This is a genomic window from Nocardia sp. NPDC049707 (assembly GCF_040674855.1).
Taxonomy (GTDB): domain Bacteria; phylum Actinomycetota; class Actinomycetes; order Mycobacteriales; family Mycobacteriaceae; genus Nocardia.
The window spans coordinates 107,692-133,892 of record NZ_JBFANN010000014.1 but is presented as its reverse complement, the minus strand read 5'-3'; the positions used below and the strand labels follow the sequence as shown (position 1 = coordinate 133,892).

Here is a 26,201-nt window from a genome sequence, read left to right as displayed (position 1 = left end):
CCGACGACCGGCTAAATACTCGGCAGGGCGGGGGAGCCGACCCAGTTGTAGGTGCGCTCCACCGCCTTGTTCCATGCGGCGAGGTGGGTCTCGCGGTCCGTGGCCGACATCGCGGGGCGCCAGGTCTTATCCGCGGCCCAGTTGGCACGGATCTCATCGGTGCTCTCCCACACCCCGACGGCGAGCCCGGCCGCATATGCCGCACCAAGCGCGGTGGTTTCGTTGACGACCGGGCGGACCACCGGCACATCGAGGATGTCGGACTGGAACTGCATGAGCAGATCGTTGCCGACCATTCCGCCGTCGACCTTGAGCGTGGTCAGTTCCAGTCGTAGCTGCTGGGATTCGGCGTCGGCACGCATCGCGTCCATGACCTCGCGGGTCTGAAATGCGGTGGACTCCAACACCGCTCGCGCCAGGTGCGCCTTGTTGACGAAACGGGTCAGTCCCGCGATGACGCCGCGGGCATCCGGGCGCCAGCGCGGCGCGAAGAGGCCGGAGAATGCGGGGACGATATAGGCACCGCCATTGTCCTCGACGCTGCGCGCCAGCGGTTCGATCTCGTCGGCGGCGGAAATGATGCCGAGATTGTCCCGGAACCATTGCACCAGTGAGCCGGTCACCGCGATGGACCCCTCCAGCGCGTAGACCGCGGCCTCGCCGCCGAGCTGGTAGCAGACCGTGGTGAGCAGGCCGTGCTTGCTCAATACCGGTGTGGTTCCGGTATTGAGCAGCATGAAATTGCCGGTGCCGTAGGTGTTCTTGGCCTCGCCGGGCGATAGACAGGCTTGGCCGAAGGTCGCCGCCTGCTGGTCACCGAGAATGCCCGCGACGGGTATGCCCGCCAACGGACCGGAGCTGATCTCCGCGTAGATCTCCGACGAGCTGCGGATCTCGGGAAGCATCGATTGCGGTATCCCGAATTCCGCGCAGATCCGCGGATCCCATTGCAGCGTACGCAGATCCATCAGCATGGTGCGCGACGCATTGGTCACGTCGGTGATGTGCTGACCGGTGAGATTCCACAGCACCCAGCTGTCGATGGTGCCGAAACACAGCTCACCTGCCTCGGCCCTGGCGCGCGCACCCTCGACATTGTCGAGTATCCAGCGCAGTTTCGGGCCGGCGAAGTAGGTGGACAGCGGCAGACCGGTGCGGTCCTGGTAGCGCGTCGCGCCGAATTCGCCGCCCAGCTCGGTGACCAGATGGTCGGTGCGGGTGTCCTGCCAGACGATCGCGTGATGAATCGGCTTGCCGCTGGAGCGATCCCACACCACGGTCGTCTCGCGCTGATTGGTGACGCCGACCGCGTTGATCTCGTCGACAGTGATCCCGGTGCTGCGCAGCACCTCGCCGAGTACGAATTCGGTATTGCGCCAAATGGTTTCCGGATCGTGCTCGACCCAGCCCGGGCGCGGGAAGATCTGCTCGTGCTCGCGCTGGGCGACCCCGACGACGCGGCCCTGCCGGTCGAAGATGATGCACCGACTCGAGGTCGTGCCCTGATCAATGGCGGCCACATAGCGACGCATTCATGCAGGCTACTAAAGGCGAGGTGGCCCGCGGGGGAAACCGCGGAGCGCACCGCGCAGCACATCGCAACCAGCAGGTTGTCGGACTGGCGTCGGTATCGGTAACCCGCGGGTAGCGCCAGTTATCGGCGGCGGGCGAAACGGCTTCGACACGGGATTATCGCCGATTCGCCGGAAATTCGAGTGCTTTGTTCGGACTTGTGCATCACCGCGGCGACCGGTGGTGGCCTTGTTGTCGATGGCCGCTCCGAAACTGCGCTGGATTCTCGACAATGTCGTGGGTGTGCGCCAGGGCCGAGGCGCCCTGAGCGGCTGGATCTGGCTCGAGTCCGGGAGCCCGATGCACGCGGCCCCGGCTGACGACGCCCGCTGACGGGACGGCTCTGGCACACCCACCCGGGTGTGTGAAACCAGCCCGGATGATGTGGCAACTGATTCCCACCCCCGGCGCCGGGTATCCGAGAAGGACGGCGTCATAGTCCGCGGACGCGCTGTTAGCCTGTACAGCAGACCACCCCACCCGAGCAGCTCGATCGTGTGCCCGAAGCAAACGTCATCTACACCCGATGCCGGCTGGAGGAGGGAGCATGACCAAGAAACCGGAATCGCAGTTCCTCGGCCCCGAGCAGCGCGCGAGGGCATGGGAGCGCTTCGGTAAGGATCACTTCGACGTGGTCGTCGTCGGGGGCGGCGTGGTCGGCTCGGGTATCGCGCTCGATGCGGCCACGCGCGGTCTGAAGGTCGCGCTGGTCGAGGCGCGCGATCTCGCCTCCGGCACCTCCAGCCGGTCCTCGAAGATGTTCCACGGCGGACTGCGCTATCTGGAGCTATTGGAATTCGGGCTGGTGCGCGAGGCATTGCGGGAGCGCGAACTCGCGCTCGCCAGGCTCGCGCCGCATTTGGTGAAGCCGCTGCGCTTCCTCTACCCGCTGACCCACCGGGGCTGGGAGCGCCCGTATGTGGCCGCCGGGCTGGTGCTCTACGACACCATGGGCGGCGCGAAATCCGTTCCCGGCCAACATCATCTGTCCCGGTCCGGTGCACTGCGGCTGGCACCGGGGCTGCGCCGCGACGCGCTGATCGGCGGCGTCAGCTACTACGACACGGTCGTCGACGACGCGCGCCACACCATGACCGTCGCTCGCACCGCCGCGTACTACGGCGCGGTGGTCCGCACCTCCACCCAGGTCGTCGGCTTCCTGCGCGAGGCGGACCGGTTCGTCGGGGTGAAGGTGCGCGACAGCGAGGACGGTCGCACCGGCGAAATCCGCGCACATGTGGTGATCAATGCGACCGGTGTGTGGACCGATGAGGTCCAGACGCTCTCACGCAATCGCGGCCGTTTCCATGTGCGCGCATCCAAGGGTGTGCACATTGTGGTGCCGCGCGACCGCATCGTCAGCGATGCCGCGATCATTCTGCGCACCGCGGCCTCGGTGCTGTTCGTCATCCCATGGGGCGCGCATTGGATCATCGGCACCACCGATACGGACTGGAATCTGGATCTCGCCCATCCGGCGGCGACCAAGGCCGATATCGACTATCTACTGGACCGGGTCAATCAAGTGTTGGTCTCCCCGCTCACGCCTGCTGATATCGACGGCGTATACGCGGGTCTGCGGCCGCTGCTCGCGGGAGAAAGCGAATCGACCTCCAAGCTTTCGCGCGAGCATGCGGTCGCCCGGGTCGCGCCGGGGCTTGTCGGGATAGCGGGCGGCAAGTACACCACGTACCGGGTGATGGCCTATGACGCGGTCGACGAAGCGGCACAGGACATTCCGGCGCGCGTGGCACCGTCCATCACGGAGAAGGTTCCGCTGCTCGGTGCCGACGGCTACTTCGCGCTGATCAATCAGACGATCCATCTCGCCGAGGCATACGGCGTGCATCCATACCGGATCAAGCATCTGCTCGATCGCTACGGCTCGCTCATCGACGAGGTCATGGCCACGGCCGACGGCAAACCCGAACTGCTGCAACCGATTATGGACGCACCGTCATATCTGCAGGTGGAGGCGGTGTACGCGGCGGCCGCCGAGGGCGCGCTGCATCTGGAGGACATTCTGGCCCGCCGCACCAGGATCTCCATCGAATACTCGCACCGCGGCGCGAACTGCGCCGAACAGGTGGCCCGGTTGGTCGCGCCGATACTCGGCTGGGAGGAGGACGAAATCGACTGGGAGGTAAGCACTTACCAGGCCCGGGTCGAGGCAGAGATCCGCTCCCAGACCCAGCCGGACGACCAGTCCGCCGATGCACTGCGCATCGCCGCCCCCGAACCGCGCCCGGAAATCCTGGAGCCGGTTCCGTTGGACAGCTGAGGTCTAGCCGGCGGCCGGCGGCGGCAGCACAATCGAGGCGATCGTGCCGCCACCGGCGGCTGGTTCCATTGTCGCTGTGCCGCCGTGCAATTCGGCGATCCATGCCACCAGCGCCAGCCCGATCCCGCTGCCCCGCCCGCCGCTCACCCCGCGCGTGAACGGACTGCTCGATAGTTGCGGGGTCAAACCCACCCCGTGGTCACGCACGCTGACTCGGCCATCGGCCACATGCACCTCGACGGGCGCACCACGATTGACCGCCCCGTGCGTGATCGCATTCTCGATGAGATTGCGCACCGCGAGGCTCAGCAGATTCGGATCACCCACCACCACACTGGGATTGGTCTGCAACACGATATCGGCCCGCGGGAATTCCTCGACCACCGATTCGGTGAGCTGATCGAGCAGCAGCTGCACCTTCTCCATGGTGGTGACGCCCGCCTGCATCCGCGCCCGCGCCAGCAATCCCGCGACGATCCGCTCCATCCGACTGCCCAGCGCCCTGGCATCGACCAGCGCCCGCTCGACCTCATGCGGATTGCGGCGCCGCGGTGCGGTGACCAATCCGAGCGTCGTTAGCGGCGTGCGCAATTCGTGTGCCGCATCGCCGAGGAAACGCTCCTGCTCTTCGAGCAGCACAATGGCCTGCCGCATGCTGCGGCCCGAGAGCAGATGTCCGGCCGCCGCGGACAGCGCGACCAGCGTGCACCCGCCCACGACGAGTCCCCAGATCAGCAGTGCTCGATCACGGTCGAACGCACCAGGATTCGTGCCCGCGATGACCACCGCCTTGGTCTCGGAGTCCTCCCAGGTAATGGGTGTCGCCGCGATACGGACAGGGCGGCCCGCACCGTCGTATCCGTTGCGGAAGACGGTCTCTCCGGCCAGGTCGGCGTCATCGGCGAGTCCCGCTACGCCGTCGTCCTTGGGCAGCCAGGAGCGCAGATGCGCGAAATTCTCCTGCCACCTGCCATTTCCGTGCGCGCTGAGCACCAGCACCGCGACCTCGCCATTGGCGAGTGCGTCGTTATCCAGCTGGCTCACATCGATGGTTTCCTCGCCCTCGGGCAGGTTGATCGCGCGGAACAGCCCGCTGACCACCCGATCGAGGGAATCGTCGAGCGCGGTCTCCCGCGAGCGGGCATCGATGGTCGCCGCCACGATGCCGAGAATGATCAGGCAGGTCGCGGTAATCGCGGTGATCAGGGCGGTGAGCTGCCAGCGGGTGCGGCGGAGGCGGGCCACGGCGGGGCGGGCATCCGCCGTGGAAATCACGGTGCGAATGAGTCACTTCCGATCAGGAAGCCGGTGCCGCGCACGGTCTCGATCACCGGCGGTGCGCCGAGCTTGCGGCGCAGCTGCGCTATCACGGCGTCGACGACATTCGATGCGGGTTCGGCCATTTCGTCCCAGCAGCATTCGATGAGCTCCGAACGCGAGATGACGCTGCCCGCGCGGGTGGCGAGCAGTTCGAGTACGGCGAACTCCTTCGGCGTCAGCGAACGCAGAATGCCCGCGCGCTGCACCCGGCGGCGCGGCAGGTCGATATCGATATCGCCGAGCACGATCCGGGCCGGCGCCGGATATTCGCGCCGCCGCGACAGCGCACGTACCCGCGCGACGAGTTCCGGCAGTGCGAACGGTTTGACGAGGTAGTCGTCGGCGCCGTGCTCGAATCCGGCAATGCGATCAGCGAGTGCGTCGCGGGCGGTGAGCATCAGGACCGGCACCCGCTGACCCCGCGCGCGGTGCGCCGCGACCAAGTGCAGACCGTCGCCGTCGGGCATGCCACGATCGACGACGAGCACGTCGTAGCCATTGACCGAGATTTTGAAATCGGCATCCGCGAGGTTGGGGGCGAGGTCCACCGCGAAACCGGCCGAGCGCAGTCCCGCGGCGACTTCCATGCCGAGCCCCTCGTCGTCCTCGATCACCAGCACTCGCACGAAGTCAGAGAATAAGGTACTTCAGACCTGGTGCGCAGCCTGGTGCCCGAGTACTCAGTAGGTGTACAGATCCCAGCCGCCGACGACCTCGCGGCATTCCCACTGGGTGCCACCGGTTTTCGGCGAATTGCCGTCGGCGGCGCAGGCCTCGTAGGTCGCGTAGTTGCCGATGAAGTCGGTGTGCATCGGGGTGGGCGCGGCCGAGGCGATCCCGGCGCCCGCGGCGACGGCCCCGAGGGCGAATATTCCGGCGGCGATCGCGGAGCGGATCTTCATGGTTCTTCCTCTCTGTCGCGCGGGTTGTTCCCGCGTTGCGATAAGAAAACCAAGGCATCCATGAGAATTTCATGATGGCGGTGAAACCGCAGTTCAGTTCGCATTTTTCGGGGCTTCGACACCGGTCGCCCAGGTCACGAGCGACCGAATGTAGCGCAGTACCAGTTCATCCGGGTACTGCTGCGGATCGGTCAGATGCAGCCGAGCCAGTTCCTCCAACGCGGCGAGCATGATTCGCTGGGTCGCGCCGTCCGGATCGACGGTGACCCCGGCATAGCGCGACAGCTGCCGCGCGCCGAGCGCCCGTGCATAGTCGCGGCCGAGTTCGAGTCGGTCGCGCAGATCCGGCGGGCCGCCGTCGGGTGGGCTGAGGATGATCCGCCAACTGGTCGGCGCGGCATGCAGATAGGTGAGAATGCCGCGGCCGAGCCGATCGGCATCGTTGTCGGCGTCCGCCGAGTCGAGACTGCCGATACCGGCCAGTGCGGTGGCCGATTCGCGATCCACCAGCGCGGTCAGCAACCCGGACAGATCGGTGAACTGCTGATACACCAGTGCCCGTGCGACCTTGCCCTCGCGCGCGACCCGATCGATACTCACCGCGCCGAAGCCTTCGGCGGCGACGATATCGCGCGCCACATCGAGAAGCTGCGCGCGCCGGTCGGTCGCGGACATGCGGCGCTTGGGGGTGGGACAGGGCTTCGCAGTGGGGTGCTCAGACCTCGAGCGCTCCGTGGTCACGGCAACGACGGTAGCGCAGGTCCACCGCCTTGGCAGCGCGCTCCATGGTGGCCGACTAGTCGGTCGCGGTCCAATCACCGGCCGGCATCAGCGTCGGCACCGAAGTGCGCTGCCCCGGGCGCAGGCTCGGTAAATCAACTGGGAGTGCTTGGGCCGTCACAAGTTTCGTCAAACGCCGATCTGCTCCATGGCGTGGAATTCGATGGAGCTGTGCGCGGAGAACACCGTGACCTCGTCGCCGTGGTCGCGCACCAGTTCGCGCAGCCGCTGCTGATTCTCGATGCGGGCCGCGGGCAGTGTCTGCACATTCTTCTCGAACATGGCCGTGCCGAGCGGTTGCCGCGGACGACCCGGGTCGAGAACGCCTGGGTGATAATACGAGTCGCCCGCGGACAGTAGCCAGCCGTTCCCGGTATCGACGGCGACGCCCGCATGGCCGCGGGTATGTCCGGCGAGCGGGATGATCAGGATTTCCGTTGGCAGGCCGGTCAATTCGCGCACCGCGTCGAAACCGAACCAGCTGGCACCGGTTTCGGCGTACGACTCCCAGTGTGGACCGTGCCGAAACTGAGGTTCCTTGTAGCGCAGGCGTTCTTCCGGTGTATGCCCGCCCTGTAGCGCGCGCAGTTCCTCGGCATATACGTGCACCCGCGCCTGTGGAAAGTCGGCGAGGCCGCCCGCATGGTCGAGATCGAGATGGGTGAGCACGATATCGCGAACATCCTCGCGGCGGTAACCCAACGCTTCGATCTGTCGCACCGCGGACTGTGCGAGATCCAGGACCGGATTGCTGAGCCGGAGGAAGCGGCGGCCGAGCCATTCCTCGGGCCGGTGTACCGCCTGCTCGCCGACACCGGTCTCCACCAGGACGAGTCCGGAGTCGAGTTCGAGAAGCAGGCAGTGGCAGACCATTTCGGCGCGGCGGAAGATGCTGCCGGTGCCGTCGAAGAGTCGGCCGCCGAGTGGGCGCATGGTGCCGCAATTGAGATGGTGCACACGCATCAGGAAAGCTCCCGTTCGAAGGTGGTACGCAGGTGGTCGGCGACCGCGCGCAGCGGCGCGATATCGCGGGTGGTCTTGGCGAGTAGGAGGGCGCCCTCGATCGTGGCCAGCGCGACGGTGGACAGTTCGGTGGCGCGGCCTCGATCGATTCCCTTGTCTCGCAGGTACTTTTCGATCGACTCACGCCAGGATTCGAAACCGGTGACGCAGGCCTGCCTGATCGTTTCGCTCTCGCGAGCCGTGTCGAGCGCGATGGTCGAGATCGGGCAGCCGCGTTCGAAATCGGAATCGACGAGCAGTGCGGTGAGGGCATCGAAGACGGTGGTGATATCGCCGCCATCGGCGAGGATCGCGTCGAGCTGGTCGCGCAGCTGCCTGCTGGATTGGGTGAGGGCCTCGACGGCGAGTTGCTCCTTGCCACCGGGGAAGTGGAAGTAGAGCGAGCCCTTGGGTGCGCCGCCCGCGCTGACGAGTTGATTCAGGCCGGTGGCGTGATAGCCCTGGGTATGGAAGAGGTCGGCCGCGGCGTCGATGAAGCGTTGGCGGGAGTCGGAACGAGGTGCCATGCCCAGTACGGTACGGGAACTATGACGACCGGTCTAGTTAATTCGGAAAACTGGCGGATACTCGAGGTCGTCGGTAATTGCCCAGGGGTGTGATCAGGCGGGTTCAGGCTGGCAGCGCGGGCAGAAGTAGATTCCGCGTTCGCGTTGGGTAATGCGGTCGGACTGGGTGATCCGGGCCGTTCGGCCGGGTGCCGGTTCGGTTTCGCCGAGTAGCTGGACGAGCATGCGGGTGCCGCAGCGCTGGCACGGGCGGCGGGCGCGGCCATAGGCCAGTGGCCGCCACGGTGGTTCGGTGGCGGCCTTGGTGAGTACCCGATGGGCCTCGTGCACGAGGGCGAGCAGATCGGGGACGTCGCCGACCGGTGTGGCCGGGTGGACCCGGCGCAGGAAGCAGATTTCGCTGCGGAAGATATTGCCGATACCGGCCAGGTTGCGCTGGTCGAGCAGGGCGAGGCCGATCGGTTGGGCGGGATGTCGCCGCAGCCGTCGCACCGCCTCGGTCACATCCCAGTTCGCGCCGAGCAGATCCGGCCCGAGGTGGTCGGTGGCGGTGTGCTCGTCCGCGCGGCGCAGCACCTCGACGGTGCCGAGCGAAAAGCCCACCGCCTCGGTGTCATCGGTGCCGAGCACGAGCCGGGCGGTCACCGGCGGCCGCGTCCACCGTTCACCGGCGCAGTAGGTCCGCCATTCGCCCTCCATCTTCAAATGCGTGTGGACGCTGACCTCGTTGGTTCGGACGAACAGATGCTTGCCATAGCTGGCGACCCCCTCGACCCGCTGCCCCACCAGATCGACCGTGGCATAGCGCGGCACCCGGAAATCGCTGCGGATCAGCGTCTTTCCTGCCAGCGCGAGCCGCAGTCTGGCCGCGGTCAGGTAAACCGTGTCACCTTCGGGCATGGCTCGACCATAGGTTGATTCGAGCCGGAGTCACTGTCGGCTCCGCAGTGCGAGTCCGCTTGTCGTCGCGCTGTGCGGTGTACGAGTGGTTGTCGTCGCGCGATTCAGGTTCGGCGGTGTGCGAGTGATCGTTGTCATGCGTACCGCGCCGCTGTATCGGTGTCGCGGTGCGCGGGTTCGTCGCCGGGTCACGGCTTGCTCCGCAAACGCAGGCCGCGGGGAGTCGCGGAGAATCCGGCCTCGGTGAGGAAACCGGCGAAGGTATTGCCGTGCACGGTTTCTCCGTCGACCCGGTCGATCACCAGCGAGTCGACCCGGCGATCGCGCACCAGATCGGCCAGGGCGGTGGCCGCGGACTGGCGGACGTTCGGATCCTCGGTAAAGGTGAGCAGCGTTTTCCCGCCGCGCTCCAGATAGAGCGCCAGTTCGCCGTCGACGAGCACGACGATGCCGCCGGCCTTGCGTCCTGGACGGTGGCCCGCGGCTTCGGACGGTCCCTTCGGCCAGGGCAGTGCCGCGCCATAGGGGTTCGCGGGATCGCTTGCCGCCATGGCGAATGCGGTGCTCGGGTGTTGTCCGCCGGTGTCGGGGCGGGTGCGTTCGGTATCGAAGGAGCGCAGTCGGTCCACCACATCGGTGGTGGAGAACTGTGCGCCGCCCAGCGAATCGATGAAATAGCCACGGCGGCAACGGCCGCGATCCTCGAATTCGGTGAGCACGCGGTACATGAGCGCGAATCCGCCCGGCACGCCCTCGTTCTGCACCGAGCCGCGGGTCAGTACGCCGTACCGCTCGAGCAGGGTATCCGCCGTCGCATGGGCGCGCAGGGTGTTGTCGGCCACCCGTTCCGGTAGCAGCGACCAGCGGCCCGCGACGGCGGGCGGTCCGGATCTGGTCGGCATATTCGGTCGTGGGAGGTAGGCCCGTCCGCGTGGCGCGCGCCGCGGCGTGCGATGGGTGGTTGTGCTCCGTGCCGTACCCGAGAGCAGTGCGCGGACGGGGGCGAAGGTGTCGCCGGAGACCACGCCTGCCCAGACGAGCTCCCACAATGCGTTCGCGACCTGGGTGTCGTCGAGAAGTCCGGTGGCGTCGGAGAGTTGCCGGAAGAAGTACGCGCCGCCGCCGTGCAGGACCGGGGGGAGCCGCGGTGGCGGTACCGAGCCGCCGGCCGTCGCCGCGATGCCTGCGTTCGTTGAACCATCCGGTGCCGCATGATCGTCCAGCGAAACAACCCGGCCTGATACCGCGGCGGGCGGTGCCTCGCTATCGGCTCCGATGGGCGTCCACGAGGCGATCGATGCGCCCAACGCGCTGAGCAGGCGCAGGTGCACCTCGGACAGTTCGATCTCGTCGGCAGGCGTCAGCGTAAACGGGGCCTGATCGGCCAGGTGCAGGGCAATCCAGCCGTCCTTGGCGGTGATGGCGCCGTGCCCGGACCAGATGACCTCACCGGTGGCCATCAACTCGTCCAACATGGCGGGGGAGTAGTCGCGCACCCGCGCGGGCAATACCAGCGATTCCCATGCGGAGGCGGGAATCGGCACTCCCGCAAGCTGTTCCACTACGGCCGCGACCCCATCGACCCCGCGCAATGCACCGGTACCGATGTGCTGCCAGGACGGCAGAAAGCGGCCGAAGGCGGCGGTCGCGACCGGTTCCACCTCGTGCCGGGCGGCCGCGAGCGACCGGCGGCGCAATCGGCGCAGCACCTGGCTGTCGCACCATTCCGAGCCACTGGCCGCGGGGGTGAATTCGCCCTCTACCACGCGCTTTTCCGCGACCAGCCGATGCAAGGCGGTCGCGGCGACCGCGGTGCCGAGTCCGAAACGGGCAGCCACGGCCTCGGTGGTGAACGGTCCGTGCGTGCGGGCATAGCGCCCGACCAGGTCGCCGAGCGGATCGGCGACCGGTTCGATGAATGCGGCCGGGGTGCCGATCGGTAGCGGTACGCCGAGTGCATCGCGCAGGCGGGCGGCATCCTCCACCGCCACCCACCACGTTCGTCCGGCGAATGTGACCTCGAGTGCGCGCTTGGATTTCACCAAACCGGCCAACCATTCCGCCGGATCATCGGTCGGCTCCGCATCGTCGAGTCGAACCTCCGTGGCGGCGACGCATCGCTGCGCGACCTCCTCGGCGGTAAGCGGTCCGAGCAGCCTCAAAAGATCGGCAAGTCCCTCCGCATCCCGTGCCAACCGTTCGGGTGTCAGCCGCTGCAACTCCCGCTGGGTCTGCTCGATAACGGTGGCGTCCAACAACTCCCGCAGCTCCACCCGCCCGAGCAGTTCGGCGAGCAGACTCGAATCCAGCGACAGTGCGGCGGCCCGACGTTCGGCCAGCGGACTGTCCCCGTCGTACATGAACTGCCCGATGTAGTCGAACAGCAGCGAATTAGCGAACGGTGACGGTGTCGCGGTCTCCACCTCGACCAGTCGCACCTGGCGGCGCGCCACCCGTCCCAGCAGATCCCGCAGCGACGGCAGATCGTAGACGTCACGCAGACATTCGCGCACCGTCTCCAACAGGATCGGAAAGTCCGGAAACTTCCGCGCCACATCGAGCAATTGCGCCGAACGCTGCCGCTGCTGCCACAGTGGCGCACGTTTACCCGGATCGCGTCGGGGCAGCAGCAGCGCCCGCGCCGCGCACTCCCGGAATCGCGATGCGAACAGTGCCGATCCGCCGACCTGTTCGGTGACGATATCGTCGATCTCATCGGGCTCGAAGACGAAAAGTTCGGCACCGGGCGGATCGTCGGTGGTGTCGGGTAGCCGCACCACGATTCCGTCATCGGAGGCATTCGGCGCGACATCCACCCCGAACCGTTCGCGTAGCCGCGCACCGATCGCCAATGCCCATGGCGCATGTACCGGCAGGCCGTATGGCGAGTGCAGCACAAGTCGCCAATCGCCGAGCTCGTCGCGGAAGCGCTCGACTATCAGGGTTTTATCGGTGGGCAATTGTCCGGTGGCAGCGCGCTGTTCATCGAGCAGGGTCACCAGATTCGCGGTGGCGTTATTGTCGAGACCCGCGCCGCGTACGAGTGCGTCGACTGCCGGATCCGCCGGGGCCTTGCTCTTGCCGTCGGTTTTCGGGTCGAAATCCGGTGGCGCGTGCGCACCGGCCTTGCGAACGAATTCACCCAGCGCCGCACCGAGTTCGGCGGGGCGGCCGAGTCCGTCACCATGCCAGAACGGCAACCGCCCCGGCTGTCCGAACGCGGGGGTGACCAGCACACGGTCGAAGGTGATCTCCTCGATGCGCCAGCTGGTCGCGCCGAGCGCGAACACATCGCCGACGCGCGACTCGTACACCATCTCCTCATCGAGTTCGCCGACCCGGGAGGACTTCTCACCGACCATGTAGACCGCGAAAAGACCGCGGTCCGGGATCGCGCCACCCGAGGTCACCGCCAGTCGCTGGGCGCCGGGCCGTCCGGTCAGCGTGCCCGCGTCGCGGTCCCAGACCAGCCGGGGTCGCAATTCGGCGAACTCGTCCGACGGATAGCGACCGGCGAGCAGATCGAGCACCGATTCATACGCCGACCTGGGCAGCGAGGCGTAATTGCCGGTGCCGCGCACGGTTTCGAACCAGGCGTCGACATCAATGGGTTCGAGCGCGCAGGCCGCGACGGTCTGCTGGGCCAGGATGTCCAAGGGGTGCGCAGGGATTTGCAGCGCCTCGATCTGGCCAGTCGTCATCCGCTGCGCGGCGACCGCGCAGTGGATGACATCGGTGCGATGCTTCGGGAACAGCACCCCGCGGGAGATCTCACCGACCTGGTGCCCGGCCCGCCCGACCCGCTGCAACCCACTCGCAACCGATGGCGGCGCCTCCACCTGCACCACCAAATCGACCGCGCCCATATCGATTCCGAGTTCGAGACTGCTGGTGGCCACCACGCACCGCAGCCGTCCGCTCTTGAGATCGTCCTCGATCAGCGCCCGCTGCTCCTTGCTCACCGAACCGTGGTGTGCCCGGGCCAGCAGCGGATCGGCGCCATGGATCACTTCGGTCGGCGCACCGAGTTGCGCGGGTGGTTTGTGCCCGCCGCGCGCGTCAGGCCGGGAGGAGGCAGCTTGGGTAACCACGGAGGGCCCCGCGCGCGGCGTATCGGGCCCGGTGTCGGCAGCCTCGCCCAGCCGCGCGGCGTAGGCCTCATTGAGCCGCGCGGTCAGCCGCTCGGCCAACCTGCGCGAATTCGCGAAGACGATCGAAGACCGGTGGTCCAGCACCAGATCCACGATCGCCTCGTCCACATGCGGCCAGATCGATCCGGGCTGATCGGAATCGCCAGGCTCGGTCATATCGGCGATCGGCACGCGCACGGACAAGTCGAAGGTCTTCGGTGCGGGCGGCGAAACGATGGTGATCGGCGCACCCCCCACCAGGAACCGCCCGACCTCCGCTGGGGGCCGTACCGTCGCCGAGAGTCCGATCCGCTGGGCGGGCCGCTCGGTCAGCAGGTCCAATCGGGCCAGCGACAGTGCCAGATGCGCGCCGCGCTTACCGCCCGCGATGGCGTGCACCTCGTCCACGATCACCGTGCCGACATCGCTCAGCGTTTCCCTCGCCGCGGAGGTGAGCATCAGGAACAGCGATTCGGGCGTAGTGATCAGAATGTCGGGTGGTGTCCGCAGCATCGAGCGCCGGTCCGCCGCACTGGTATCGCCGGAACGTACACCGACGGTGATCGTCGGCGGGTCCAGGCCGAGCCGCTTGGCGGTCTGGGTGACCCCGACCAGCGGCGCGCGCAGATTACGCTCGACATCCACCGCCAACGCCTTCAGCGGTGACACATACAACACCGAGGTGCCGACCTTGCCCTCGGGCTTCGGTCGGGTCGCGAGTTGATCGATGGCCCACAGAAAGGCCGACAGCGTCTTACCCGAACCGGTCGGCGCGACGACCAAGGTGTGCTCACCTGCGGCAATGGCCTGCCATGCGCCCAGCTGAGCGGATGTCGGCGCGGGAAATGCGCCGTCGAACCACTCTTGGGTCGCGGTGGAGAACTGGGCCATGGCATCAGTGTGCACCCGGGCACCGACAACCAGCAGCGGCGACCGGAATACCTCGAGTACGACACATGGCTCGCGGGCCGAGCGAAGGGGTGGCAATCGAAGTACGGCCGCCGGCGTCGCACCGTACGCTGCCAACCGTGCAAAAGGTGCTCAGACTCGACCTGGTCAGCCATGGCATGACCGAGGCGATGCGAAAGGCACGTTTTCCAGTAGACGAATCGCTGACCGAGGCCGGTCGCCGAGCAATCGCGGCGGGTGGCCGCGTGACCGCGGCTCGGGTGCTCACCGGACCCGAACGCCGGACCGTGGAAACGGCTGCGCTGATGGGACTTCCGGGCGAGCAGGATGCCCGGCTGCGCGATCTGGATGCCGGCGCGTGGCGCGGCAGTGAACTGATGTCGGTGCCGCAGGATGAGCTGTACGCCTGGCTGACCGACCCGCAGTTCCGTGGTCACGGTGGCGAATCCGTGATCGATGTGATCGAACGGACCAGGTATTGGATGGCCGAAATCGCTGCCGAGGGCACGCCGACCATCGCGGTCACCCATCCGGCGGTGATCCGGGCGGCGCTGCTGGTGACTCTGGACGCGCCGCCGAAATCGTTCTGGCGGATCGACATCCCGCCGGGGAGCGTCACCCGGCTGCACTATCGCGGCGAATGGACGTTGCACTTCACGGCGTGACATCCGGGGTCATCGTGCGCAGCGGTCCATCGCCCATCGTCACCAGCAGTCGTACCGCATCGGTGATCAGTCGAACCGGAATCGATGGATCGACGGCGCGCTGCATGCCGAGCCCTATGCCCATGCTCAGGATCGCGGTCGCGGCCTCCTCGGCGGGCATCGGCAGTGGGATTCCGATTGTGTCCGAAAGCGTCTGTACCTGCGCCGCGACAGCACCACGCATCATGGCGAGGCTGGAGACCAGCGCGGCCTGCAGTTCCGGATCGTCGCGGGCGACCGTGGCGAATTCGAATTCGAGCATCGTCCAGCCGACATCGCCGATGGTGTGCTCGGCCCATTCGTGGAATCTCGCCAACTGATCGTCGAGCGTTTCGCCCGCCGCGATCAGATCCGCCACCTCGCCGAACTTCGTCGCGTGGATCAGCCCGAGCACCTCCAGGCATAGCTCTTTCTTGGTGCGGAAATTCGAGTAGACCGCACCCTTCGAGTACCCGGCCTCCTCTGCGACCCGCTCCAGACTGGTTTTCGCATAGCCGTCGGCCAGGAAGAGATCGCGTGCGGTCGCGATCAGATCGGCCCTGGTGCGGGCCTGACTCTCGGACCGGGTCAGTCGTGCCATACCGCCGATTCTACGAACCGATGGATTTCGGATACTGAAGGTATTTGAGTCCTGTTAGTGTTTGAAACCATGGGTAACAAAAACCGGTCGCACCGGCGCGGCCTGGCCATCGGCTGCGGCGGCACGCTCGGATTCGCGTGGATCGTCGCCGCGCTGACCGCCGCCCGTGAGGTGCTGGACTGGGATCCGCGCGCGGCGGACGTGCTGCTCGGCACATCGGCGGGCGCCGAAACGGTGACACTGCTCGGCAGCGGGATCGGCGTGGATGAACTCGTCGCGATGCAGCGCGGAACCTCGACGAACCCGATTCTGTCGGCACATATGCGTGCCGAGCCAGGACGGTTCCCGCCGCTGCCCCGGCCGCGGCTGGGTGAGTTGGCATTGAGTCTGCGTGCGCCCGCGACCAGACAGCGGTTGCTCACCGCGGGCAGCGGGCTGCTGCCGATCGGCGGTAGTGATGCGAGCTGGCTGCAGAACCTGGCCGATCGCATGAATCCTGGCCGCTCCTGGGTGCCTCATCCAGCCACCTGGCTGGTGGGTATGGATTATGCGACGGGAGAACGGGTTCCGTTTGGTTCGCCCGACGCACCGTCGGCGATCTTGGGCGCGGCGCTGCGCGCGTCGTGGGCGATACCCGGTTGGTTCCCGCCCGTATCGATCGCCGGACGCCGCTTCATCGATGGCGGCGCCGGATCGACCGCGTCGGTGGATCTGCTTGCCGCACAACAACTCGACGAGCTGCTGGTGCTCGCGCCGATGGCCTCCGTCGAAGATGTCCCCGCAACCGGTCCCGGTCATTTCCTGGAGCGGCAGTTGCGCAATCGCATGAGTGCCCAGCTCGCGGCCGAGGTCGCGATATTGCGTGCGGCCGGCACCCGCGTCCTCGTGATCGGTGCCACCGCGGCCGATCTCGCGGTGATGGGCCCGAACTTCATGGACGGCCGCCGCCGCCTCGAAACCTTCGAACACAGTCTGCGCAGCACCCGCCGAGCGCTGGAACAGGGAGTTTTCGTATGAATATCCTCCGTCACGGTTATCCGGATATCGACCTGAGGGGCGCGCGGGTGCTGATCACCGGCGCGGGCCGCGGCATCGGCCAGTCGACCGCGGAACTGTTCGCGGCCAAAGGCGCTCATATCGCCATTGCCGATGTCGACACCGCCGCAGCGGAATCCGTCGCTGCCGCGATCGGGGCGCGGGCGTACGCACTGGACGTCCGTGCCCGCGACCAGTGGGACAAGGTCGTTGCCGACTTCGGCGCGGTGGACGTTCTGGTCAACAATGCGGGGATCATGCCCGCGGGCGCGTTCCTCGACGAGCCCGACGCGGTCGGCCACGCCACCATCGATATCAACCTCTGGGGTCTCATCCACGGCATGCGCGCCGTGGTGCCCGGTATGGTCGAGCGCCGCCGCGGTCACGTCGTCAATGTCGCCTCCCTCGCGGGCAAGATCCCGGTCGCGGGCCTCGCCGTCTACAACGCGAGCAAATTCGCCGCCGTTGGCCTATCCGCCGCAACACGTTTGGAGTTCGCGCCGTGGGGAGTCAGCGTCAGCTGCGTCATGCCCTCGGCCGTGCGCACCCGCCTTTCCTCGGGCCTGACCCTCGGCAAGGGTATGCCCACCGTCGATCCGGAAGACGTCGCCGCCGCCATCCGGCAAACCTGCCACACCCGCAAGGCCGAGGTAGCCGTCCCGAACTACCTGGGCCCCATCGACATAGCCTTGGCCGCCGCTCCCGAACGCGCGGTTCGCCTGGTACGAAGGCTCTTCGACGGCGACCGCGCCCTGCACCCCGCCGACCGTGAAACCCGCGCGAAGTACGAAGAGCAGGTCCGTTCGACTACCGAGTAGCCAGCGGCGCCAAGTAAATCGGCCCCGGAGATGGCCGTTTTCGTCCCGTGCGATAGCAGCGATGGCAGGCGTCCTGCCGCAATGTCCGGCACCTGCGTTCATGATCTTGGGCCGTCGATCTCCCGCTGGATAGCAGCGCGGGAAGCGAGACACAGCCCATTCCAGCTCAGGTGTCCGAGGTCACATTTCACCGCACATCCTGCATAGCCAGTGCCCATTATGAAGAGTTGAAATTGGGCAGTCTGCTCAATATGTCATTCATCAGTTGTGCGTTCAGACCTTCGCAGACAGTATGGCGGCAAGAAATGCTCAACGAAGCGAAGCGCCCGATCGGCGCCTAGCGGACGGGTGGACGATATGACCGAGCTCGCCGACCGCGAACTGATCCCAGCTCCCTATGACCTTGCCGACCGCTACCGCGTCGGCGCGGGCACCGTTGTCCTCACCGGCGTCCAGGCGATCGCTCGACAACTGGTCGAGCAGCATGTTCGTGATCTGCGCGCCGGGCTACGGATCGGCACCTTCGTCTCCGGATATCAGGGCAGCCCGCTGGGCGGTGTCGACCGGATGCTGAACGGGATGCCGAATGTGCTGGCCGAGCACGATATTTCCTTCGTGCCGGGTTTGAACGAGGAACTGGCCGCGACCTCGGTGTGGGGTAGTCAGGCCGATCTGCCCGCGGGTCATGCGACCCATGACGGCGTCGTCGGGGTCTGGTACGGCAAGGGGCCCGGGCTCGACCGTGCGACGGATGCGCTGCGGCACGCCAATATGTACGGCGCCAATGCCCGCGGCGGCGTGCTCCTGCTGGTCGGCGATGATCCGGCCTCGAAATCCTCCACCGTGCCCGCAGTGAGCGAGCGTTCGCTGGCCGCGATGGGTATTCCGGTGCTGTTCCCGCGCAATGCGCGCGAGATCATCACCATGGGGCTGCATGGTGTCGCGCTGTCCCGCGCGTCGGGATGCCTGGTGGCACTGAAGATCGTCGCCGATGTGGCCGACGGCGCGTGGACCGTCGACGGCATGGTGGGCGATATCGACATCACGGTGCCCGAGATCGAGTGGGAGGGCAGACCGTTCACCTACCTGCAGCGACCGATGGCCGCGCCGACGGACAGCGTGATCGCCGAGGCGGATTTGTACGGACCGCGCTGGGAGTTGGTCAAGGCATACAGCACGTGCAACGAACTCGATGTCATCGAGGTGAACCCGGGGCGCGCCACCATCGGAATCGCCGCCACCGGAACCACATTCGACGCCGTGCGCCAGGCGCTGATCGATCTCGGCGTCGACGATGACGCACTGCTGCGCGCGGGCGTCCGGCTGTTGCGCATCGGCATGCCGTATCCCATCGCACCCGAACGGGTCCGGCAGTTCGCCGACGGGCTGGAGCGGATCGTCGTCGTCGAGGACAAAACCGCCTTCATCGAAACGCAGATCAGGGAGATCCTGTACGGCACCGAGAACGCGCCGCGGATCGTCGGCAAGCGCGACGATCAGGACCGGCCGCTGTTCGCCCAGGACGGTGAACTCACCACGGGCCGGATCGGCAAGCCGCTGCGCCGCGCGCTCGATGGCTATCTCGAGATGAAACGTCCACTGCCGCAACCACTGTCGCTTTCGATGTTGCCCACCAAGCGGGCCGCTTACTTCTGCAGCGGGTGTCCGCACAACCGGTCGACCGCGGTACCGGAGGGCTCGCTGGCCGGCGGCGGTATCGGCTGCCACACGCTGGTGACGATGTCGGGGCGTGCGGACAGCAAGGTCACCGGCCTCACCCAGATGGGCGGTGAGGGCTCCCAATGGATCGGGCAGGCGCCGTTCACCGACGTACCGCATCTGTTCCAGAACATCGGTGACGGAACATATTTCCACTCCGGCCAGCTCGCGGTGCAGGCGTGCATCGCGGCGGGCGTGAACATCACCTACAAGCTGCTGTACAACGATGTCGTCGCCATGACCGGCGCCCAGGACGCCGAGGGCGCGCTCGCGGTGCCGATGCTCACCCATAAGCTCACCACCGAGGGCGTCCGGCAGATCATCATCTGCGCCGACGAACCCAAGCGCTATCGCAAGCGCGATCTCGCCGCGGGAACCCTGCTGTGGCACCGGGATCGGCTCGATGAGGCACAGCGCACGCTGCGTGAGATCCCCGGCGTGACCGTGCTCATCTACGACCAGCACTGCGCCGCCGACGCGCGCCGTCAGCGCAAGCGCGGCACCCTGCCGACCCGGCGGACCCGAGTCGTCATCAACGAGGCGGTATGTGAGGGCTGCGGTGACTGCGGCGTCAAGAGCAACTGCCTCTCGGTGCAGCCGGTGGACACCGAATTCGGCCGCAAGACCCGCATCGAGCAGACCTCGTGCAACACCGATTACAGCTGCCTGGACGGCGACTGCCCGTCCTTCGTCACCGTACAGTTGCCGGAACCGCGAAAGGCGAACAAGCGCAAGGGTATTCGGCATCCCGAAGCGCCGGTGCTGCCCGAACTCGTCGCCGAGCCGCTCGTCGCGACGCAGAATGTCTTCCTGGCCGGCATCGGCGGAACCGGCATCGTCACCGTGAACCAGGTGCTGGCGACCGCCGCCCTGCGCGCCGGTTACGAGGTGGCGAGCCTGGATCAGATCGGCCTGAGCCAGAAGGCCGGCCCGGTCGTCTCCCATCTGCGGTTCGCGCCCGATGCGCTGGAACCGGCCAATCGGCTGACCCCGGGTTCGGCGGACTGCATCGTCGCCTTCGATCTGCTCGCCGCCACCGATAACAAGAACCTTGCCTACGGCTCGCGGACGGCGACGGTATCGGTCGTCTCGACCAGCAGGACCCCGACCGGTGACATGGTCTACGACAAGTCCGTGTCCTACCCCGAGGAGCAGCTGCTGCTGTCGCGGCTGGCACAGGTGTCGCGCTCGGTGAACTCCTTCGACGCACTTGCCGCCGCCGAGGTGCTGTTCGGCAATACCGCCGCCGCCAACTTCCTGCTGGTCGGAGCGGCCTATCAGCTCGGTGGCCTGCGTCTGCCCGCGGGAGCGATCGAGGAGGCCATCGAGATCAACGGTGTCGCGGTCGCGGTGAATATCGCGGCATTCCGGTGGGGGCGCATCGCGATCGAGCGGCCGGACGAATTCGCCGCGGCAACCACCCGCCCGCGCCGCGAGCGCGCCGAGATCACTGTTCCGGCCGACCTTTTCGACGGTCTCACCGCCACCGGCGAGACCCGGCGGCTGGTCGAACTGCGCGCCGTCGAATTGATCGGCTTCCAGAACGCTCGGATCGCCCGCGACTACGTTCGGACGGTGCAGCACATCTGGTCGGCGCAGCAACGCGTCACCGATCGCACCGAGTTCAGCGAGCAGGTCGCGCGCGGACTGTACAAGTTCACCGCCTACAAGGACGAATACGAGGTCGCGCGTCGGCTCACCGATCCGGCCTTCCTGGACGAGGTTTCGGCACAGCTGCCCGACGGCGCGAACCTCACCTACCGCCTGCACCCGCCGGTGCTGCGTGCGATGGGCCGCAAGAAGAAGATCGGCATGAGCCCGCGCAGCCATGTGGTCCTGCGTGCGCTGGCCAAGGGAAAGCGGCTGCGCGGCACCAAGTTCGATCCGTTCGGCTATGCCCACGTCCGCCGTATCGAGCGGACGCTGCTGACCCACTACACCGATATGGTCACCACGCTGGCCGCCACCCTCGACGACGCGGGTTACGACCGCGCGGTGACCGCGGCCGCGCTCACCGATATGGTGCGCGGCTACGAGGACATCAAGCTCGCCAACGTCGAGCGCTACCGCGACCGACTCCGCGAACTCGGCATCGAACCGCCGCAGCTATAGCGCGTGTCCGAACTCGGTTCAGGAGAATGACATTGCACCGCCTAGGACGTCCGGCGGATTTGCCGCCTGGGTGCCGGGCAAGGATCGCGGCAATTGCACGCCCCAGTCCTTGCGGTTGATCGCGACGCTGCCACTCGCCGCCATGTTCGCATCGGCGCGCAGTGCCGGACCCGACGCCGAGACCTGGACCGGAACATTCCGGGTCTGTGACCGACGCCGGTTCGGGGATTCCGCGGGTGGCCGTGCCCAGCGGAGCGGGCAGCCGCCACGATTCGTTGGCTCGCCGTGCGGCGCATCGCTTGTCGATCGGGCGGCTCAGTACGCGGTGGGCGCTCCCGTAACCCGCCGCTCGCCATTGTTGCGTTCCTGCCAGCGGCGGTAGACCTCGATCGCGTCGTCGCGGCGCTCGTGGCGCAGGGGCAGGCGGCGCTGTTCCCAGGGCTTGCCGAACTCGTCGTAGAAGGTGTTCAGCTCGAAGTACTTTCGGTCGTCGACGTAATGCGGTTGGTAGGCCTCGCGGGTGGTCAGGAAGACCACCTCGTCGGGCGAACAGTAGTAGAGCGCGCCGAGACACATCGGGCATGGCAGGGCCAGGATGTAGATCGTGGTCCCGGTCAGATGTTCGGTGCCCAGTTCGGTGCAGGCCGCGCGGATGGCGAGGATCTCGGCATGCGCCGTCGGGTCGTTCGTCTGCGCGACCAGGTTCGGGCTCGCTGCCAGGATCTCGCCGTCCTTGACGATAACGGTGGCGAAGGGGCGCCCGCCCTCCTCGACATTGCGGCGCGCGAGGTCGATGGTGTGTTGTGCGAAGTCCATATTTGTCCGTATCGGTCGAAGGTCAGAATGGCTTGGTGGGCAGGTACTTGCCGTCCAGCGTGATCACCGCGCGCTCGCCGCCCTCGGGATCGGGAACCTTCCGCACGTCGAGCTTGAAATTGATGGCGCTGATGATGCCGTCGCCGAACTGTTCGTGGATGAGGGCCTTGAGCGTGGTGCCGTACACCTGCAACATCTCGTAGAAGCGATAGATCGTCGGGTCGGTCGGGACCCCGCCGGGGATCGATCCACGGGTGGGGATGGTTTGCAACAGGGTTACCGCGTCGTCGCCGAGACCGAGCAGGTCGGCGACGGCGGTGGCGGCCTGCTTCGGCAGCGGATGCTGACCGAGCACCGCGGCGGTGACGAACGCGGTCGAGTAGTCGGTGGCGTCGGCGATCTGCTGCCAGGTGAGGTCCTTGGCGGTCTTGGCCTCGACGGCGACCGCGGCGAGCGCTTGCCGCGCTGTGGGGTCGAACTGTGCGTGCATGGATCGCTCCCTTCGATGCGTTCCGGCCTCGTGGCCTGACGAATCCAGCGTGCACGTCCTGGGGTTATAGCGTCCAATACTTGTATTCCATCATCACCATTGGTCTCGACAATGGCGGTGCGATCAGTACTCCTGCGCGACTGCGCGGACGACAGCGGCGAAGGCGCGTGCCGCGGCGGAGTGGTACGCGGTGCTACGCCGCAGCAGTTCCACTATTCGAGTGGGCAAGGGCGGGTCCAGTGGCACCGGGTGGAGGTCGGAATGCGCGCGTGTGACCGCGTCGGGTAGGACGGTGGCGAGCGATCCGCTGTGGGCGAACTCGAGCAGCGCGCTGATCGAATTGGCCTCGACCGCGATGTGTGGCTCGATCCCGCTCTCGGTGAAGTAGCGGTCGATGTGCAGCCGCGTCGCGAAGTCTGCGCTGAGCAGTCCCAGCGGTTCCCGCGCGAGCTGCCGGGCCGGCAGCGGGCCCGTCGTCTCGGCCAAGGGGTGTTCTGCGCCGACCACCAGGCTGAGCGTCTCGGTGAACAGCGTGGCGTGGTCGATCCCCGCCGCGTGCGTGCCCGCGAAGGCGATGCCGAGGTCGAGGCGGTCGGCGATCAGGTCCGCCTCGATCCGGTCCTGGGTGGTCTCCTGGATGGCGAGCGTGATGTCCGGGTGCGCGGAACGAAATCGGTGGACGAGCGGCCCGACGAGGTAGGCAGTGAAGGTCGGCGTCATCGCCACCCGAAGATGCCCGCGCGACAGGTCTTGGACGTCGTGTACCGCGCGCTGACCGGCGTCGAGATCGCGCAGCGCGAGCCGCGCGTGGTGCGCGTACGCCTCGCCGGCGTCGGTCAGCCGCACCGTGCGGCCCGACCGGTCGAGCAATACCACCCCCAGCGCCCGTTCGAGCTGCTTGATCTGTTGCGACAACGTCGGCTGTGAGATGTGCAGCGATTCGGCCGCGCGGGTGAAGTTCCCATGAGCCGCGACCGCAAGCAGGTATCGGATGTGACGCAGCTCCATCGACTCACCATAGCCCCCATCAATTGCTGCGATGGAATATATGTCTTGGACACTATCATCGCTGTTCAGCATCGTGGGTTAGACCGCATAGTCAGGAGGGACCCGGCCGATGATGCACACACTCCGCCGCCACTCGGTGTTGACCGCCGCCGCGCTCGCCGCCCTGTCCGTCGGGGTCGCGGCGTGCACGGCGGATCCGCCCCGCACCCGCCAGTCCACCACCGTTGCAACGACCGTCGCTGACGCGCCCGGCTCCGTGCCGACGCCGACGGCCGTCGATCCCGCCATGAACGGGCAGCTGTTGCAGGCGGCGGCGAACGACGACGAGGGGCGAGTGCGCGAGTTGATCGCGAGTGGTGCCGACATCGAGACCCGCGGCGACCGCGGCCGCACGCCGCTGGTCGTGGCCACCAAGAATCGCGCCACCGCCGCGGCGCGGGTCCTGATCGACGCCGGGGCAGACGTCAATGCCAAGGACGACCTCGAGGATTCCGCATACCTGTATGCCGGTGCGGAAGGCCTCGACGACATCCTGGAGATGACGCTGCGACATGGCGCCGACCTGCGCAGCGTCAACCGCTACGGGGGAACGGCGCTGATCCCGGCGAGCGAGCACGGCCACGTCAGCACAGTCCGGCGGCTGATCGAGGCGGGCGTCGACGTCAACCACGTCAACAAGCCGCGGTGGACCGCATTACACGAGGCGATCGTCTACGGTGACGGTTCACCGCGGTACCAACAGACCGTCACCGCCCTGCTCCAGGCGGGCGCGGACCCGTCGATCCGCGACGGGTCCGGTCGCACCGCGCTCGACAACGCCGAGCGGCGCAGTCAATCCGTCATCGCCATGATCCTGCGCGATCACCTGAATCGAGGGACACGATGAACAACAACGAGGAAACTCTGCTCCGGCAGGCGATCTCGCTCGCCGACGAGGCCGCCCGCCGGGGCAACCGCCCGTTCGGCGCCGTGATCGCGACCCCGGACGGGTCGCTGATCGCCGAGGGTCGCAACGAGGTCGCCGAGACCGGGATGGTCACCGATCACGCCGAACTCACGGCCATCGTGGCGGCGACCGCGGCCGGACGCGCCGCCGGCCTGGTCGGCGCCACGATCTACGCGAGCGGCGAGCCGTGCCCCATGTGCAGCGCCGCGATCGTGTGGGCCGGCATCACCCGAGTCGTGTTCGCCGCCGCGGATGCCGACTTCACCACCATCATCGGCGGACACCCACGATTCACACTGCGCTGCGCCGACGTCATCGGCTCCAGCGACGCCGCCGTCACCGTCTCGGGTCCGCATCTGGGTGACGAGGCGCTCGCCCCGTTTCGCCGCTACCGCGCCGGAAGTCCAGAGGTGACAACATGACTCGCGTAAACGGGTCCATTCCCGACCAACTGGTCGACGTGCTGCTGCCCGACGGACGCCGGGCGGACCTGACCCTGCGCGACGGCCGCATCGCCGCGATCGACGACCATCAGCCGGGCGTCGAGTCGATCTCACACGGCGCCAACGTGATCCGATGCAGCGGCGCCCTGGTGCTGCCCGCCCTGGTCGATGGCCACTGTCATCTCGACAAGACCTTCCTCGGCGCGCCATGGCAGCCGCATAGCGTAGCCGGGTCGCTGCGCGAGCGCATCGCCGACGAGAAGGCGTTGCGCACCCGGGTCGGCGTTCCCGTTGCCGAGCGGGCGACCGCACTCGTCAACCGCATGGTTTCCCTCGGAACCGGTCACGCGCGCTCGCACGTCGACATCGACCCCGAGGCGGGGCTCACCGGACTGCACGCGCTGCTCGAAGTCCGTGCGGCCGTGCGCGATCGGATCGACATCCAACTCGTCGCCTTCCCACAGAGCGGTGTCGTCACCGCGCCCGGGGTAGCGGACTTGCTCGACGCCGCCCTCGCCGACGGCGCCGACCTGATCGGCGGGCTCGACCCGGCCGGCTTCGACGGGGACGTCGACGGCCAACTCGACGTCGTATTCGGACTCGCCGACCGGCACGGCGCAGGAATCGACATCCACCTGCACGACGGCGGCACGCTTGGCGCCGGTCAGCTGCGCGCCATCGCCGACCGCACGCGCGCGCTGGGACTGGCCGGCAAGGTCACGGTCAGCCACGCGTACGCGCTCGGCCAGCTCGACGGCGCGGAACTCGACCGGACCGCGACCGCGCTCGCCGCGGCCGGTGTCGCGATCATGACCAACGGACCGGCGGGCACGATGCCCCCGGTGCTGCGGCTGCGCGACCACGGCGTCCGCGTGTTCGCGGGCTCGGACAACATCCGCGATGCCTGGTGGCCGTACGGCACCGCAGACATGCTCGAACGGGCCACCATCATCGGCTTGCAGGGCGGCCTGATGACCGACGACGACCTCGGCTACGCCGCCTCGCTGATCACCGACTCCGCCGCGAGCGTGCTCGGGCTCACCGACTACGGCCTGAGACCGGGCTGCCGAGCCGACCTGGTCCTGGTCGCCGCGAGCGGGATTCCCGAGGCCGTCGCCGCGCATCCGCAACGCCTGTGGGTGCTGCACCGCGGCCGCGTCGTGGCGGCCGGTGCCGCGGCGGACCGGCCACCCGCCTACTGAGCTGA

22 protein-coding genes are annotated in these 26,201 nt (G+C 67.3%); 9 read left to right on the top strand and 13 right to left on the bottom strand.

What is annotated here, in order from left to right:
• Positions 1-11: 11 nt before the first annotated feature.
• Positions 12-1,532, bottom strand: a complete 1,521-nt coding sequence (gene glpK / locus AB0J29_RS15835) for a glycerol kinase GlpK (RefSeq protein ID WP_364785579.1) — start codon at positions 1,530-1,532, stop codon at positions 12-14.
• Between the two features lie 238 nt (positions 1,533-1,770).
• Between glpK and AB0J29_RS15830 the strand changes: the two genes are divergently transcribed.
• Both AB0J29_RS15830 and AB0J29_RS15825 read left to right on the top strand, forming a co-directional pair.
• On the top strand, positions 1,771-1,905 hold the full coding sequence (locus AB0J29_RS15830) for a hypothetical protein (protein WP_364785576.1): 135 nt from the start codon (positions 1,771-1,773) through the stop codon (positions 1,903-1,905).
• A gap of 214 nt (positions 1,906-2,119) precedes the next feature.
• On the top strand, positions 2,120-3,853 hold the full coding sequence (locus AB0J29_RS15825; protein WP_364785573.1) for a glycerol-3-phosphate dehydrogenase/oxidase: 1,734 nt from the start codon (positions 2,120-2,122) through the stop codon (positions 3,851-3,853).
• Positions 3,854-3,856: 3 nt separating this feature from the next.
• Here AB0J29_RS15825 and AB0J29_RS15820 read toward each other — a convergent pair whose 3' ends face one another.
• From AB0J29_RS15820 to AB0J29_RS15785, 8 genes are all read right to left on the bottom strand, one after another.
• Positions 3,857-5,128 carry a HAMP domain-containing sensor histidine kinase gene (locus tag AB0J29_RS15820; RefSeq protein ID WP_364785570.1) on the bottom strand — a complete coding sequence of 424 codons (1,272 nt, stop codon included), beginning with the start codon at positions 5,126-5,128 and terminating at the stop codon, positions 3,857-3,859.
• Positions 5,125-5,799: a response regulator transcription factor gene (locus tag AB0J29_RS15815; RefSeq protein WP_364785567.1), complete on the bottom strand. Its 675-nt coding sequence runs from the start codon at positions 5,797-5,799 to the stop codon at positions 5,125-5,127. The genes AB0J29_RS15820 and AB0J29_RS15815 overlap by 4 nt, the downstream gene beginning before the upstream one ends.
• Positions 5,800-5,853: 54 nt before the next feature.
• Positions 5,854-6,075, bottom strand: a complete 222-nt coding sequence (locus AB0J29_RS15810; RefSeq protein ID WP_364785564.1) for a hypothetical protein — start codon at positions 6,073-6,075, stop codon at positions 5,854-5,856.
• A 93-nt stretch (positions 6,076-6,168) separates the two neighbouring features.
• On the bottom strand, positions 6,169-6,750 hold the full coding sequence (locus AB0J29_RS15805; protein ID WP_364785561.1) for a TetR family transcriptional regulator: 582 nt from the start codon (positions 6,748-6,750) through the stop codon (positions 6,169-6,171).
• A 234-nt stretch (positions 6,751-6,984) separates the two neighbouring features.
• A complete protein-coding gene (locus AB0J29_RS15800; RefSeq protein ID WP_364785558.1) occupies positions 6,985-7,818 on the bottom strand; it encodes an MBL fold metallo-hydrolase in 834 nt (277 codons plus the stop codon).
• Positions 7,818-8,384, bottom strand: a complete 567-nt coding sequence (locus AB0J29_RS15795) for a TetR/AcrR family transcriptional regulator (protein WP_364785555.1) — start codon at positions 8,382-8,384, stop codon at positions 7,818-7,820. The genes AB0J29_RS15800 and AB0J29_RS15795 overlap by 1 nt, the downstream gene beginning before the upstream one ends.
• A 93-nt stretch (positions 8,385-8,477) precedes the next feature.
• Entirely contained in the window at positions 8,478-9,284 is an 807-nt protein-coding gene (locus tag AB0J29_RS15790; protein ID WP_364785552.1) for a DNA-formamidopyrimidine glycosylase family protein, read from the bottom strand.
• 188 nt (positions 9,285-9,472) lie between these two features.
• A complete protein-coding gene (locus tag AB0J29_RS15785; RefSeq protein WP_364785549.1) occupies positions 9,473-14,305 on the bottom strand; it encodes an ATP-dependent helicase in 4,833 nt (1,610 codons plus the stop codon).
• Positions 14,306-14,442: 137 nt separating this feature from the next.
• Here AB0J29_RS15785 and AB0J29_RS15780 point away from each other — a divergent pair, with 137 nt between their 5' ends.
• Positions 14,443-14,988, top strand: coding sequence for a histidine phosphatase family protein (locus tag AB0J29_RS15780; protein ID WP_364785546.1), 546 nt, complete (start codon positions 14,443-14,445; stop codon positions 14,986-14,988).
• On the opposite strand, the gene AB0J29_RS15775 is transcribed toward AB0J29_RS15780, so the two are convergent.
• Positions 14,978-15,607: a TetR/AcrR family transcriptional regulator gene (locus tag AB0J29_RS15775; protein ID WP_364785543.1), complete on the bottom strand. Its 630-nt coding sequence runs from the start codon at positions 15,605-15,607 to the stop codon at positions 14,978-14,980. The two genes, AB0J29_RS15780 and AB0J29_RS15775, sit on opposite strands and share 11 nt — an antisense overlap.
• 69 nt (positions 15,608-15,676) lie before the next feature.
• On the opposite strand from AB0J29_RS15775, the gene AB0J29_RS15770 reads away from it, so the two are divergent.
• The 3 genes from AB0J29_RS15770 to AB0J29_RS15760 all read left to right on the top strand — a co-directional run bounded on the left by AB0J29_RS15770 (position 15,677) and on the right by AB0J29_RS15760 (position 21,291).
• Positions 15,677-16,624 carry a patatin-like phospholipase family protein gene (locus AB0J29_RS15770; RefSeq protein WP_364785540.1) on the top strand — a complete coding sequence of 316 codons (948 nt, stop codon included), beginning with the start codon at positions 15,677-15,679 and terminating at the stop codon, positions 16,622-16,624.
• Positions 16,621-17,460 carry an SDR family oxidoreductase gene (locus AB0J29_RS15765; protein ID WP_364785537.1) on the top strand — a complete coding sequence of 280 codons (840 nt, stop codon included), beginning with the start codon at positions 16,621-16,623 and terminating at the stop codon, positions 17,458-17,460. The genes AB0J29_RS15770 and AB0J29_RS15765 overlap by 4 nt, the downstream gene beginning before the upstream one ends.
• A gap of 357 nt (positions 17,461-17,817) precedes the next feature.
• Positions 17,818-21,291, top strand: a complete 3,474-nt coding sequence (locus AB0J29_RS15760; RefSeq protein WP_364785534.1) for an indolepyruvate ferredoxin oxidoreductase family protein — start codon at positions 17,818-17,820, stop codon at positions 21,289-21,291.
• Positions 21,292-21,606: 315 nt separating this feature from the next.
• On the opposite strand, the gene AB0J29_RS15755 is transcribed toward AB0J29_RS15760, so the two are convergent.
• The 3 genes from AB0J29_RS15755 to cynR all read right to left on the bottom strand — a co-directional run bounded on the left by AB0J29_RS15755 (position 21,607) and on the right by cynR (position 23,605).
• Positions 21,607-22,107 carry a nucleoside deaminase gene (locus tag AB0J29_RS15755; RefSeq protein ID WP_364785531.1) on the bottom strand — a complete coding sequence of 167 codons (501 nt, stop codon included), beginning with the start codon at positions 22,105-22,107 and terminating at the stop codon, positions 21,607-21,609.
• A gap of 22 nt (positions 22,108-22,129) precedes the next feature.
• The gene (gene cynS / locus AB0J29_RS15750) at positions 22,130-22,597 is read right to left on the bottom strand and encodes a cyanase (protein WP_364785528.1); all 468 of its coding nucleotides are present in this window, start codon (positions 22,595-22,597) and stop codon (positions 22,130-22,132) included.
• A 123-nt stretch (positions 22,598-22,720) separates the two neighbouring features.
• Positions 22,721-23,605, bottom strand: coding sequence for a transcriptional regulator CynR (gene cynR, locus AB0J29_RS15745; protein WP_364785520.1), 885 nt, complete (start codon positions 23,603-23,605; stop codon positions 22,721-22,723).
• Between the two features lie 112 nt (positions 23,606-23,717).
• Here cynR and AB0J29_RS15740 point away from each other — a divergent pair, with 112 nt between their 5' ends.
• The 3 genes from AB0J29_RS15740 to AB0J29_RS15730 are packed head-to-tail and all read left to right on the top strand — an operon-like array spanning position 23,718 to position 26,196.
• Positions 23,718-24,491 carry an ankyrin repeat domain-containing protein gene (locus AB0J29_RS15740; RefSeq protein ID WP_364785624.1) on the top strand — a complete coding sequence of 258 codons (774 nt, stop codon included), beginning with the start codon at positions 23,718-23,720 and terminating at the stop codon, positions 24,489-24,491.
• The gene (locus tag AB0J29_RS15735) at positions 24,488-24,973 is read left to right on the top strand and encodes a nucleoside deaminase (RefSeq protein WP_364785517.1); all 486 of its coding nucleotides are present in this window, start codon (positions 24,488-24,490) and stop codon (positions 24,971-24,973) included. The genes AB0J29_RS15740 and AB0J29_RS15735 overlap by 4 nt, the downstream gene beginning before the upstream one ends.
• Positions 24,970-26,196, top strand: a complete 1,227-nt coding sequence (locus AB0J29_RS15730; RefSeq protein ID WP_364785514.1) for an amidohydrolase family protein — start codon at positions 24,970-24,972, stop codon at positions 26,194-26,196. Before AB0J29_RS15735 ends, AB0J29_RS15730 begins: the two co-directional genes overlap by 4 nt.
• Positions 26,197-26,201: the final 5 nt, after the last annotated feature.

Excerpts from the sequence above, each read along its gene's own strand:
- AB0J29_RS15765 (WP_364785537.1), top strand. The coding sequence starts at position 16,621 with ATGAATATCCTCCGTCACGGTTATCCGGATATCGACCTGAGGGGCGCG.
- AB0J29_RS15795 (WP_364785555.1), bottom strand. The coding sequence starts at position 8,384 with ATGGCACCTCGTTCCGACTCCCGCCAACGCTTCATCGACGCCGCGGCC.
- AB0J29_RS15755 (WP_364785531.1), bottom strand. The coding sequence starts at position 22,107 with ATGGACTTCGCACAACACACCATCGACCTCGCGCGCCGCAATGTCGAG.
- cynS (WP_364785528.1), bottom strand. The coding sequence starts at position 22,597 with ATGCACGCACAGTTCGACCCCACAGCGCGGCAAGCGCTCGCCGCGGTC.
- AB0J29_RS15800 (WP_364785558.1), bottom strand. The coding sequence starts at position 7,818 with ATGCGTGTGCACCATCTCAATTGCGGCACCATGCGCCCACTCGGCGGC.
- AB0J29_RS15785 (WP_364785549.1), bottom strand. The coding sequence starts at position 14,305 with ATGGCCCAGTTCTCCACCGCGACCCAAGAGTGGTTCGACGGCGCATTT.
- cynR (WP_364785520.1), bottom strand. The coding sequence starts at position 23,605 with ATGGAGCTGCGTCACATCCGATACCTGCTTGCGGTCGCGGCTCATGGG.
- AB0J29_RS15830 (WP_364785576.1), top strand. The coding sequence starts at position 1,771 with ATGGCCGCTCCGAAACTGCGCTGGATTCTCGACAATGTCGTGGGTGTG.
- AB0J29_RS15790 (WP_364785552.1), bottom strand. The coding sequence starts at position 9,284 with ATGCCCGAAGGTGACACGGTTTACCTGACCGCGGCCAGACTGCGGCTC.
- AB0J29_RS15775 (WP_364785543.1), bottom strand. The coding sequence starts at position 15,607 with ATGGCACGACTGACCCGGTCCGAGAGTCAGGCCCGCACCAGGGCCGAT.
- AB0J29_RS15810 (WP_364785564.1), bottom strand. The coding sequence starts at position 6,075 with ATGAAGATCCGCTCCGCGATCGCCGCCGGAATATTCGCCCTCGGGGCC.
- AB0J29_RS15770 (WP_364785540.1), top strand. The coding sequence starts at position 15,677 with ATGGGTAACAAAAACCGGTCGCACCGGCGCGGCCTGGCCATCGGCTGC.
- glpK (WP_364785579.1), bottom strand. The coding sequence starts at position 1,532 with ATGCGTCGCTATGTGGCCGCCATTGATCAGGGCACGACCTCGAGTCGG.
- AB0J29_RS15735 (WP_364785517.1), top strand. The coding sequence starts at position 24,488 with ATGAACAACAACGAGGAAACTCTGCTCCGGCAGGCGATCTCGCTCGCC.
- AB0J29_RS15730 (WP_364785514.1), top strand. The coding sequence starts at position 24,970 with ATGACTCGCGTAAACGGGTCCATTCCCGACCAACTGGTCGACGTGCTG.
- AB0J29_RS15805 (WP_364785561.1), bottom strand. The coding sequence starts at position 6,750 with ATGTCCGCGACCGACCGGCGCGCGCAGCTTCTCGATGTGGCGCGCGAT.
- AB0J29_RS15760 (WP_364785534.1), top strand. The coding sequence starts at position 17,818 with ATGACCGAGCTCGCCGACCGCGAACTGATCCCAGCTCCCTATGACCTT.
- AB0J29_RS15740 (WP_364785624.1), top strand. The coding sequence starts at position 23,718 with ATGCACACACTCCGCCGCCACTCGGTGTTGACCGCCGCCGCGCTCGCC.
- AB0J29_RS15825 (WP_364785573.1), top strand. The coding sequence starts at position 2,120 with ATGACCAAGAAACCGGAATCGCAGTTCCTCGGCCCCGAGCAGCGCGCG.